The sequence below is a fragment of the Pacificispira sp. genome, assembly GCF_965228185.1.
GTDB lineage: Bacteria > Pseudomonadota > Alphaproteobacteria > UBA8366 > Aestuariispiraceae > Pacificispira.
Genome location: NZ_CBDDHE010000004.1, coordinates 409,067 through 422,086, shown reverse-complemented (window position 1 = coordinate 422,086; position 13,020 = coordinate 409,067). Strand labels below are relative to the sequence as shown.

2 protein-coding genes are annotated in these 13,020 nt (G+C 65.3%); both read right to left on the bottom strand.

What is annotated here, in order from left to right; all coding sequences use genetic code 11:
* Positions 1–12,080 (bottom strand): calcium-binding protein (locus ACO06O_RS10230; protein ID WP_421879093.1); only part of this gene is annotated, 12,080 nt, incomplete at its 3' end.
* A gap of 200 nt (positions 12,081–12,280) precedes the next feature.
* A complete protein-coding gene (locus ACO06O_RS10225; protein WP_421879090.1) occupies positions 12,281–12,850 on the bottom strand; it encodes a hypothetical protein in 570 nt (189 codons plus the stop codon).
* Between the last annotated feature and the right edge of the window lie 170 nt (positions 12,851–13,020).

Below are 13,020 nucleotides of genomic sequence, written 5' to 3'. Positions count from 1 at the left end.
AGCCCTTCGAGCTGGTCCACCGTCAGGGTGACGGATCCATCCTCATGCACCGTCCCGGCGGAGAGTTCAGCGCCGGCGGGAATGCCCGAGATGGTCACAGAAGCGCTGTCACCATCCGCCACATTGGTGACGTCAATGCTCAGCGCAATGGCGCTGTCTTCGTCGCCGGACGCAGCAGATGTGGCCAGGTCAGCATCGTCGGCCACACCGGTCACCGTGACCGGCAGCTCCGCGGTCTGCGTCGCCGTGTCGGTGCCGTCCGTTGAAGTCGCCGTGACCGTCAGCGTGAAATCGTCCGCGCTGTTGGTGGCCGGGGTGATCGTGAGACCGTCGAGCTGATCCGGCGTCAGGGTGACGGACCCGTCCTCATTGACCGTACCGGCAGAGAGGGTCGCGCCGTCCGGAATGCCGGTAATGGTGATCGAGAGGGTCTCCGACCCATCCTGGTCGGTCAGTGCCGAGGTGATGTCGAGCGCAATCGCACTGTCTTCGGATCCGGAAGCCGCGTCGACCGTGAGGGAAGGCGTATCCGCCACGGCATCGACCGTGACCGCGAGCGTCTCGGTGACCGTCGCCGTATCGCCGCTATCGGCATCCGTCGTCGTCACCGCCACCGTCAGCGTGAAATCCGCATCGCTGTTCGAAGGCGGCGTGATGGTCAGACCTTCGAGCTGATCCACCGTCAGGGTGACACTGCCATCCTCGTTCACCGTCCCGGCGGAGAGTTCCGCGCCCGCCGGAATACCCGAGATCGTGACCGAGGCGGTGTCGCCGTCCGCCACATTGGAGACGTCAATGCTGAGCGCGATCGCGCTGTCTTCATCGCCGGACGCGGCGGTGGTCTCGAGGGTGGCATCGTCGGCGACGCCAGTCACGGTGACCGGCAGTTCCGCGGTCTGGGTCGCGGTATCCGTGCCGTCGGTCGTGGTCGCCGTGACCGTCAGCGTAAAGTCGTCCGCGCTATTGGCGGCCGGGGTGATGGTCAGCCCGTCCAGCTGATCCGGCGTCAGCGTGACGGATCCATCTTCGTTGACCGTACCGGCCGAGAGGGTCGCACCCTCCGGAATGCCGGTAATGGTGATCGAGAGGGTCTCGGACCCGTCCTGGTCGGTCAGTGCCGAGGTGATGTCGAGGGCGATTGCGCTGTCCTCGCTGCCCGAGGCCGCATCAACGGTGAGGGAGGGCGTGTCCGCCACGGCATCGACCGTGACCGCGAGCGTCTCGGTGACCGTCGCCGTGTCGCCGCTATCCGCATCCGTCGTCGTCACTGCCACCGTCAGCGTGAAGTCCGCATCGCTGTTCGCAGGCGGGGTGATGGTCAGCCCTTCGAGCTGATCCACCGTCAGGGTGACGCTGCCGTCCTCGTTCACCGTCCCGGCAGAGAGTTCCGCACCAGCGGGGATGCCCGAGATGGTCACGGAAGCCGTATCGCCCGCGTTGACGTCCGACACATCGATGTCGAGGGCAATGGCGCTGTCTTCATCGCCGGATGCAGCAGCGGTCTCGAGGGTGGCATCGTCGGCCACACCGGTCACCGTGACCGGCAGCTCCGCGGTCTGGGTCGCGGTATCCGTGCCATCGGTCGAGGTCGCGGTGACCGTCAGCGTGAAGTCATCCGCACTGTTGGCAGCCGGCGTGATCGTGAGACCGTCGAGCTGATCCGGCGTCAGGGTGACGGAGCCGTCCTCATTCACCGTACCGGCCGAGAGGGTCGCCCCGTCCGGAATACCGGTAATGGTGATCGAGAGGGTCTCCGAGCCGTCCTGGTCGGTCAGTGCCGAGGTGATGTCGAGGGCAATGGCACTGTCTTCGGATCCGGAAGCTGAATCGACCGTGAGGGAGGGCGTGTCCGCCACGGCATCGACCGTGACCGAGAGCGTCTCGGTGACCGTCGCCGTGTCGCCGCTGTCGGCATCCGTCGTCGTCACCGCCACCGTCAGCGTGAAGTCATCTGCACTGTTCGAAGCAGGGGTGATGGTCAGACCTTCGAGCTGGTCCACCGTTAGGGTGACGCTGCCGTCCTCGTTCACCGTCCCGGCGGAGAGTTCCGCACCGGCGGGGATGCCGGAGATGGTCACGGAAGCCGTATCGCCCGCGTTGACGCCCGACACATCGATGTCGAGCGCGATGGCGCTGTCTTCATCGCCGGACGCGGCGGAGGTGGCCAGGTCGGCTTCATCCGCCACACCGGTCACGGTGACCGGCAGTTCCGCAGTCTGGGTAGCCGTGTCGGTACCGTCGGTCGAGGTCGCAGTCACCGTCAGCGTGAAATCGTGCGCGCTGTTGGCGGCCGGCGTGATCGTGAGACCGTCGAGCTGATCTGGCGTCAGGGTGACGCTGCCGTCTTCGTTGACCGTACCGGCCGAGAGGGTTGCCCCCTCGGGAATACCGGTAATCGTGATCGAGAGGGTCTCCGACCCATCCTGGTCGGTCAGCGCCGAGGTGATGTCGAGCGCAATCGCACTGTCCTCGGACCCGGCAGCCGCATCGACCGTGAGGGAGGGCGTGTCCGCCACGGCATCGACCGTGACTGCCAGCGTCTCGGTGACCGTCGCCGTATCGCCGCTATCGGCATCCGTCGTCGTCACCGCCACCGTCAGCGTGAAATCCGCATCGCTGTTCGAAGCAGGGGTGATGGTCAGACCTTCGAGCTGATCCACCGTCAGCGTGACGCTGCCGTCCTCGTTCACCGTCCCGGCCGAAAGTTCCGCACCCGTCGGAATGCCCGAGATGGTCACGGAAGCCGTATCGCCTTCATTGACGCCCGATACATCGATGCTCAGTGCAATGGCGCTGTCCTCATCGCCCGATGCGGCAGACGTGGCCAGGTCAGCATCGTCGGCCACGCCCGTGACCGTCACAGGCAGTTCCGCCGTCTGCGCCGCGGTATCGGTGCCGTCGGTCGAGGTCGCCGTCACCGTCAGCGTGAAGTCGTCCGCGCTATTGGCCGCCGGGGTGACGGTCAGCCCGTCGAGCTGATCCGGCGTCAGCGTGACGGACCCGTCCTCATTGACCGTCCCGGCAGACAGGGTCGCGCCCTCCGGAATACCGGTAATCGTGATCGAGAGGGTCTCCGAGCCATCCTGGTCGGTCAGCGCCGAGGTGATGTCGAGGGCAATGGCGCTGTCCTCGGAACCGGTAGCCGCGTCGACCGTGAGGGAGGGCGTGTCCGCCACCGCATCGACCGTGACCGAGAGCGTCTCGGTGACCGTCGCCGTATCGCCGCTGTCGGCATCCGTCGTCGTCACCGCCACCGTCAGCGTGAAATCCGCATCGCTGTTCGCAGGCGGCGTGATCGTCAGACCTTCGAGCTGATCGACCGTCAGCGTGACGCTGCCGTCCTCGTTTACCGTCCCGGCGGAGAGTTCGGCACCCGTCGGAATACCCGAGATCGTTACCGAGGCGGTGTCGCCATCTGCCACATTGGTGACGTCAATGCTGAGCGCGATGGCGCTGTCCTCATCGCCGGACGCGGCGGAAGTGGCCAGGTCAGCATCGTCGGCCACACCGGTCACCGTGACCGGCAGCTCCGCGGTCTGTGTCTCGGTATCGGTGCCGTCGGTCGAGGTCGCCGTGACCGTCAGCGTGAAGTCATCCGCGCTATTGGCGGCCGGCGTGATCGTGAGACCGTCGAGCTGATCCGGCGTCAGGGTGACGGACCCGTCCTCATTGACCGTACCGGCAGAGAGGGTCGCGCCCTCCGGAATGCCGGTAATGGTGATCGAGAGGGTCTCCGACCCATCCTGGTCGGTCAGTGCCGAGGTGATGTCGAGCGCAATCGCACTGTCTTCGGATCCGGAAGCCGCATCGACCGTGAGGGAGGGCGTGTCCGCCACGGCATCGACCGTAACCGCGAGCGTCTCGGTGACCGTCGCCGTGTCGCCGCTATCGGCATCCGTCGTCGTCACCGCCACCGTCAGCGTGAAGTCCGCATCGCTGTTCGAAGCAGGGGTGATGGTCAGGCCGTCGAGCTGATCCGGCGTCAGGGTGACGGATCCATCCTCATTCACCGTCCCGGCGGAGAGTTCCGCACCGGCGGGGATGCCGGAGATCGTGACCGAGGCGCTGTCGCCTTCCGCCACATTGGTGACGTCAATGCTGAGTGCGATGGCGCTGTCTTCATCGCCGGACGCGGCAGCGGTCTCGAGGGTGGCATCGTCGGCGACGCCCGTGACCGTCACCGGCAGTTCGGCGGTCTCCGTCGCCGTGTCGGTGCCGTCGGTCGAGGTCGCCGTGACCGTCAGCGTGAAATCGTCCGCGCTATTGGCGGTCGGCGTGATCGTGAGACCGTCGAGCTGATCCGGCGTCAGCGTGACGGAGCCGTCCTCGTTCACAGTCCCGGCCGAGAGGGTCGCGCCCTCCGGAATACCGGTAATGGTGATCGAGAGGGTCTCGGACCCATCCTGATCGGTCAGTGCCGAGGTGATGTCGAGCGCAATCGCGCTGTCCTCGCTGCCCGAGGCCGCATCGACCGTGAGAGACGGCGTATCCGCCACGGCATCGACCGTGACCGCGAGCGTCTCGGTGACCGTCGCCGTGTCGCCGCTGTCGGCATCCGTCGTCGTCACCGCCACCGTCAGCGTGAAGTCCGCATCGCTGTTCGAAGCAGGGGTGATCGTCAGACCTTCGAGCTGATCCACCGTCAGCGTGACGCTGCCGTCTTCATTGACCGTCCCGGCGGAGAGTTCCGCACCGGCGGGGATGCCCGAGATCGTGACCGAGGCACTGTCGCCGTCCGCCACATTGGAGACGTCAATGCTGAGTGCGATGGCGCTGTCTTCATCGCCGGACGCGGCAGCGGTCTCGAGGGTCGCATCGTCGGCGACGCCAGTCACGGTGACCGGCAGTTCGGCCGTCTGGGTCGCGGTATCCGTGCCGTCCGTCGATGTGGCCGTCACCGTCAGCGTGAAGTCGTCCGCGCTATTGGCGGCCGGCGTGATCGTGAGACCGTCCAGCTGATCCGGCGTCAGCGTGACGGATCCGTCTTCGTTGACCGTCCCGGCAGACAGGGTCGCGCCGTCCGGAATGTCGGTAATGGTGATCGAGAGGGTCTCGGACCCGTCCTGGTCGGTGAGTGCCGAAGTGATATCGAGCGCGATCGCACTGTCTTCGCTGCCCGAGGCCGCATCGACCGTGAGGGAGGGCGTGTCCGCCACGGCATCGACCGTGACCGCGAGCGTCTCGGTGACCGTCGCCGTATCGCCGCTATCGGCATCCGTCGTCGTCACCGCCACCGTCAGCGTGAAGTCCGCATCGCTGTTCGCAGCAGGCGTGATGGTCAGCCCTTCGAGCTGATCGACACTCAGGGTGACGCTGCCATCCTCGTTTACCGTCCCGGCCGAAAGTTCCGCACCCGTCGGAATACCCGAGATCGTGACCGACGCGCTGTCGCCCGCGTTGACGCCCGACACATCGATGTCGAGGGCAATGGCGCTGTCTTCATCGCCGGATGCAGCAGCGGTCTCGAGGGTGGCATCGTCGGCGACGCCGGTGACCGTCACCGGCAGCTCCGCCGTCTGCGTCGCGGTATCCGTGCCGTCCGTCGATGTGGCCGTGACCGTTAGGGTGAAGTCGTCCGCGCTGTTGGCGGCCGGGGTGATGGTCAGGCCGTCGAGCTGGTCCGGCGTCAGGGTGACGGAGCCGTCTTCATTGACCGTCCCGGCAGACAGGGTCGCGCCGTCCGGAATGTCGGTAATGGTGATCGAGAGGGTCTCGGACCCGTCCTGGTCGGTCAGTGCCGAGGTGATGTCGAGCGCAATCGCACTGTCTTCGCTGCCGGAAGCCGCATCGACCGTGAGGGAAGGCGTGTCCGCCACGGCATCGACCGTGACTGCGAGCGTCTCGGTGACCGTCGCCGTATCGCCGCTGTCGGCATCCGTCGTGGTGACCGCCACCGTCAGCGTGAAATCCGCATCGCTGTTCGCAGGCGGGGTGATGGTCAGCCCTTCGAGCTGGTCCACCGTCAGGGTGACGGATCCATCCTCATGCACCGTCCCGGCGGAGAGTTCAGCGCCGGCGGGAATGCCCGAGATGGTCACAGAAGCGCTGTCACCATCCGCCACATTGGTGACGTCAATGCTCAGCGCAATGGCGCTGTCTTCGTCGCCGGACGCAGCAGATGTGGCCAGGTCAGCATCGTCGGCCACACCGGTCACCGTGACCGGCAGCTCCGCGGTCTGCGTCGCCGTGTCGGTGCCGTCCGTTGAAGTCGCCGTGACCGTCAGCGTGAAATCGTCCGCGCTGTTGGTGGCCGGGGTGATCGTGAGACCGTCGAGCTGATCCGGCGTCAGGGTGACGGACCCGTCCTCATTGACCGTACCGGCAGAGAGGGTCGCGCCGTCCGGAATGCCGGTAATGGTGATCGAGAGGGTCTCCGACCCATCCTGGTCGGTCAGTGCCGAGGTGATGTCGAGCGCAATCGCACTGTCTTCGGATCCGGAAGCCGCGTCGACCGTGAGGGAAGGCGTATCCGCCACGGCATCGACCGTGACCGCGAGCGTCTCGGTGACCGTCGCCGTATCGCCGCTATCGGCATCCGTCGTCGTCACCGCCACCGTCAGCGTGAAATCCGCATCGCTGTTCGAAGGCGGCGTGATGGTCAGACCTTCGAGCTGATCCACCGTCAGGGTGACACTGCCATCCTCGTTCACCGTCCCGGCGGAGAGTTCCGCGCCCGCCGGAATACCCGAGATCGTGACCGAGGCGGTGTCGCCGTCCGCCACATTGGAGACGTCAATGCTGAGCGCGATCGCGCTGTCTTCATCGCCGGACGCGGCGGTGGTCTCGAGGGTGGCATCGTCGGCGACGCCAGTCACGGTGACCGGCAGTTCCGCGGTCTGGGTCGCGGTATCCGTGCCGTCGGTCGTGGTCGCCGTGACCGTCAGCGTAAAGTCGTCCGCGCTATTGGCGGCCGGGGTGATGGTCAGCCCGTCCAGCTGATCCGGCGTCAGCGTGACGGATCCATCTTCGTTGACCGTACCGGCCGAGAGGGTCGCACCCTCCGGAATGCCGGTAATGGTGATCGAGAGGGTCTCGGACCCGTCCTGGTCGGTCAGTGCCGAGGTGATGTCGAGGGCGATTGCGCTGTCCTCGCTGCCCGAGGCCGCATCAACGGTGAGGGAGGGCGTGTCCGCCACGGCATCGACCGTGACCGCGAGCGTCTCGGTGACCGTCGCCGTGTCGCCGCTATCCGCATCCGTCGTCGTCACTGCCACCGTCAGCGTGAAGTCCGCATCGCTGTTCGCAGGCGGGGTGATGGTCAGCCCTTCGAGCTGATCCACCGTCAGGGTGACGCTGCCGTCCTCGTTCACCGTCCCGGCAGAGAGTTCCGCACCAGCGGGGATGCCCGAGATGGTCACGGAAGCCGTATCGCCCGCGTTGACGTCCGACACATCGATGTCGAGGGCAATGGCGCTGTCTTCATCGCCGGATGCAGCAGCGGTCTCGAGGGTGGCATCGTCGGCCACACCGGTCACCGTGACCGGCAGCTCCGCGGTCTGGGTCGCGGTATCCGTGCCATCGGTCGAGGTCGCGGTGACCGTCAGCGTGAAGTCATCCGCACTGTTGGCAGCCGGCGTGATCGTGAGACCGTCGAGCTGATCCGGCGTCAGGGTGACGGAGCCGTCCTCATTCACCGTACCGGCCGAGAGGGTCGCCCCGTCCGGAATACCGGTAATGGTGATCGAGAGGGTCTCCGAGCCGTCCTGGTCGGTCAGTGCCGAGGTGATGTCGAGGGCAATGGCACTGTCTTCGGATCCGGAAGCTGAATCGACCGTGAGGGAGGGCGTGTCCGCCACGGCATCGACCGTGACCGAGAGCGTCTCGGTGACCGTCGCCGTGTCGCCGCTGTCGGCATCCGTCGTCGTCACCGCCACCGTCAGCGTGAAGTCATCTGCACTGTTCGAAGCAGGGGTGATGGTCAGACCTTCGAGCTGGTCCACCGTTAGGGTGACGCTGCCGTCCTCGTTCACCGTCCCGGCGGAGAGTTCCGCACCGGCGGGGATGCCGGAGATGGTCACGGAAGCCGTATCGCCCGCGTTGACGCCCGACACATCGATGTCGAGCGCGATGGCGCTGTCTTCATCGCCGGACGCGGCGGAGGTGGCCAGGTCGGCTTCATCCGCCACACCGGTCACGGTGACCGGCAGTTCCGCAGTCTGGGTAGCCGTGTCGGTACCGTCGGTCGAGGTCGCAGTCACCGTCAGCGTGAAATCGTGCGCGCTGTTGGCGGCCGGCGTGATCGTGAGACCGTCGAGCTGATCTGGCGTCAGGGTGACGCTGCCGTCTTCGTTGACCGTACCGGCCGAGAGGGTTGCCCCCTCGGGAATACCGGTAATCGTGATCGAGAGGGTCTCCGACCCATCCTGGTCGGTCAGCGCCGAGGTGATGTCGAGCGCAATCGCACTGTCCTCGGACCCGGCAGCCGCATCGACCGTGAGGGAGGGCGTGTCCGCCACGGCATCGACCGTGACTGCCAGCGTCTCGGTGACCGTCGCCGTATCGCCGCTATCGGCATCCGTCGTCGTCACCGCCACCGTCAGCGTGAAATCCGCATCGCTGTTCGAAGCAGGGGTGATGGTCAGACCTTCGAGCTGATCCACCGTCAGCGTGACGCTGCCGTCCTCGTTCACCGTCCCGGCCGAAAGTTCCGCACCCGTCGGAATGCCCGAGATGGTCACGGAAGCCGTATCGCCTTCATTGACGCCCGATACATCGATGCTCAGTGCAATGGCGCTGTCCTCATCGCCCGATGCGGCAGACGTGGCCAGGTCAGCATCGTCGGCCACGCCCGTGACCGTCACAGGCAGTTCCGCCGTCTGCGCCGCGGTATCGGTGCCGTCGGTCGAGGTCGCCGTCACCGTCAGCGTGAAGTCGTCCGCGCTATTGGCCGCCGGGGTGACGGTCAGCCCGTCGAGCTGATCCGGCGTCAGCGTGACGGACCCGTCCTCATTGACCGTCCCGGCAGACAGGGTCGCGCCCTCCGGAATACCGGTAATCGTGATCGAGAGGGTCTCCGAGCCATCCTGGTCGGTCAGCGCCGAGGTGATGTCGAGGGCAATGGCGCTGTCCTCGGAACCGGTAGCCGCGTCGACCGTGAGGGAGGGCGTGTCCGCCACCGCATCGACCGTGACCGAGAGCGTCTCGGTGACCGTCGCCGTATCGCCGCTGTCGGCATCCGTCGTCGTCACCGCCACCGTCAGCGTGAAATCCGCATCGCTGTTCGCAGGCGGCGTGATCGTCAGACCTTCGAGCTGATCGACCGTCAGCGTGACGCTGCCGTCCTCGTTTACCGTCCCGGCGGAGAGTTCGGCACCCGTCGGAATACCCGAGATCGTTACCGAGGCGGTGTCGCCATCTGCCACATTGGTGACGTCAATGCTGAGCGCGATGGCGCTGTCCTCATCGCCGGACGCGGCGGAAGTGGCCAGGTCAGCATCGTCGGCCACACCGGTCACCGTGACCGGCAGCTCCGCGGTCTGTGTCTCGGTATCGGTGCCGTCGGTCGAGGTCGCCGTGACCGTCAGCGTGAAGTCATCCGCGCTATTGGCGGCCGGCGTGATCGTGAGACCGTCGAGCTGATCCGGCGTCAGGGTGACGGACCCGTCCTCATTGACCGTACCGGCAGAGAGGGTCGCGCCCTCCGGAATGCCGGTAATGGTGATCGAGAGGGTCTCCGACCCATCCTGGTCGGTCAGTGCCGAGGTGATGTCGAGCGCAATCGCACTGTCTTCGGATCCGGAAGCCGCATCGACCGTGAGGGAGGGCGTGTCCGCCACGGCATCGACCGTAACCGCGAGCGTCTCGGTGACCGTCGCCGTGTCGCCGCTATCGGCATCCGTCGTCGTCACCGCCACCGTCAGCGTGAAGTCCGCATCGCTGTTCGAAGCAGGGGTGATGGTCAGGCCGTCGAGCTGATCCGGCGTCAGGGTGACGGATCCATCCTCATTCACCGTCCCGGCGGAGAGTTCCGCACCGGCGGGGATGCCGGAGATCGTGACCGAGGCGCTGTCGCCTTCCGCCACATTGGTGACGTCAATGCTGAGTGCGATGGCGCTGTCTTCATCGCCGGACGCGGCAGCGGTCTCGAGGGTGGCATCGTCGGCGACGCCCGTGACCGTCACCGGCAGTTCGGCGGTCTCCGTCGCCGTGTCGGTGCCGTCGGTCGAGGTCGCCGTGACCGTCAGCGTGAAATCGTCCGCGCTATTGGCGGTCGGCGTGATCGTGAGACCGTCGAGCTGATCCGGCGTCAGCGTGACGGAGCCGTCCTCGTTCACAGTCCCGGCCGAGAGGGTCGCGCCCTCCGGAATACCGGTAATGGTGATCGAGAGGGTCTCGGACCCATCCTGATCGGTCAGTGCCGAGGTGATGTCGAGCGCAATCGCGCTGTCCTCGCTGCCCGAGGCCGCATCGACCGTGAGAGACGGCGTATCCGCCACGGCATCGACCGTGACCGCGAGCGTCTCGGTGACCGTCGCCGTGTCGCCGCTGTCGGCATCCGTCGTCGTCACCGCCACCGTCAGCGTGAAGTCCGCATCGCTGTTCGAAGCAGGGGTGATCGTCAGACCTTCGAGCTGATCCACCGTCAGCGTGACGCTGCCGTCTTCATTGACCGTCCCGGCGGAGAGTTCCGCACCGGCGGGGATGCCCGAGATCGTGACCGAGGCACTGTCGCCGTCCGCCACATTGGAGACGTCAATGCTGAGTGCGATGGCGCTGTCTTCATCGCCGGACGCGGCAGCGGTCTCGAGGGTCGCATCGTCGGCGACGCCAGTCACGGTGACCGGCAGTTCGGCCGTCTGGGTCGCGGTATCCGTGCCGTCCGTCGATGTGGCCGTCACCGTCAGCGTGAAGTCGTCCGCGCTATTGGCGGCCGGCGTGATCGTGAGACCGTCCAGCTGATCCGGCGTCAGCGTGACGGATCCGTCTTCGTTGACCGTACCGGCAGAGAGGGTTGCCCCCTCGGGAATACCGGTAATCGTGATCGAAAGCGTCTCGTTTGTGTCGGTCAGGCTGGCCTGGATATCCAGGGCAATGGCGCTGTCTTCCAGGCCGGAGGCTGGGTCGGTCAGCGTCAAAATCGGGGCATCGGCTTCCGGGTCGATGTCGATTGCGATGGTTTCGGAGACCACCGCGCGGGCGCCGCCGTTGGATTCAACCGCGATCGCGCGGACGACGAGATCGACTGCTCCATTGAAATTCGTGGGCGGGACCAGGAGAAGGCCGGGCAGGTCCGTCTCGGTCAGAACCCAGGCATCCGAAACCTCGTCGTAGACGCCCGCACTCAATTGCGAGCCTTCCGGCAGGCCCGAAATGGTGATGGCCAAGGTCTCGGACCCATCCAGATCGGTCAGGGATGCGTCGATGGTCAGCGGGATCGCGGCATCTTCGGCCGCTGAAAGGGCGTTCGTTACCGACAGGTCCGGCGCACTCGCCGTTAGGTCGGCGTCCGCGCCACCAACATCTCCGAGATCGCCGTCGTCTCCCGTCGGGTTGCCGGAGGCGCCTGTGCCGTCAGACTGATCCGTGTTGCCGCTCTGAGATTGGCCGCGGCTGCCTCCGGAGGCGCCGCCCCGAAGCGTACCGAGCGGCGAGGCGCCATCCGATTGATCACCGGAATTTAGGGCCTCGTTCTCAAAACGGCCCGGCTCGGACCGGTTCGTAGTGGAGGAGGGGACCGCGGCTTCGCCCGCCGCCGTCTCGATCTCGGCCAAGGCCTCCGCCAGGCCGGAGCCAAGCCCGTATTCCTCCAAAAATTCCGGTGCGTCCTGGAGGGAACCGTCAGGCAGGGCAACTTCCTTCAACTGGCCCTCGGTAACGGCGGGTACGAAATCCTTTAGAAGGATGAAAGCACCGTCCTCGGTAATAATCGCCAAGTCGTCGCCGAACACCGCAATCAACTGAGCCGTTTCTGGATCGAACACGATCTTCAGCGTGCCGTTAAGGACGACGCCTTCGCCATTCACGTCGACGATCTCTGCCGCGTCGAGCAAATGCGCGGGCAGGGGCCTGTCGCTCGCGCCATTCAGCACGAGTTCCTGAAGTTCGACGAGATCCATTTCGGCCATTTCACCAATCTCCATACCGCGCCAATCCTGCCCGGCGCAGAACCACCATTGACAACCGTACGCGCGAACCGATCCGCGAAACAGTCATTACCGCACCTTGAAGGTGCCACGCGCACGTTTAAACCTCAGTGACGATCGTCACAGTTTTAAACAAATCTGCCGAAAAACCGTCGTAAACATGCCCAAACTCAAAACGGTGGTCCGGCCTGGGGCACTTATCCCCCAAATTCTGTGTCGTTCTCGATAAGCAGACGATTAAGAGAGAGCCCCGTTTCATGAGGCGCAAAACTGTCCACGATCGGTGCGGACCCCACCCCCGGCGACGCAGCGGAGCCCAAAAGCCCAACTTCCATTTCGGTCAGGTCGCGCATGTCGAGCACTCCCTCCGAATCGGAAAAGGGAGCGTCGTCAGCCGAGGAGGTGTCGATCGAATAAATGACCTCTTCAAGGAGGCCCGGGCCGGCAAAAGTCTCGATAAAATCGATCGGCGCGTAGGCGCTGCCGTCCGATAAAGCGATCGACTTAAGCGTATCGGTTTCGAATGCCGACCAAAAATCGGCGATCCGGTAAGTCATTGCCGCCGTGCCGATTGTCAAATCGTTGTCGATCATCAGGACCGGCCCCGTCTCGTCCTTTGAGATGGGGAGAGTCAGGACGCCCCGTGAAAAGAACGTCGGATCTTGCATAGAAACAACGGTTTCAGGTGGATTGCCTTGACGCGCCGCGATTGGCGTTCCCGGTATCTGGGTAAAGGAGAACTCGGCGTCTTTAGGGACTTCTGCCATAACGCGCCTCCATATCGGGTTCGCGCGGAGGGCTTTCTTGCCCGGCGACACGAACCAGTCGTGAAGTACGGCGAGGCGTCAGGTCTTGGGCGCCGCTACGATGTACCGATCATTTTCAATCGGTGAGCGCCACAATTTCCACATGCCGCCGCATAGCCGCACTTGGTTAA

Bases quoted from the DNA above. Each gene is read 5' to 3' on its own strand.
- ACO06O_RS10225 (WP_421879090.1), bottom strand. From the start codon at position 12,850: ATGGCAGAAGTCCCTAAAGACGCCGAGTTCTCCTTTACCCAGATACCG.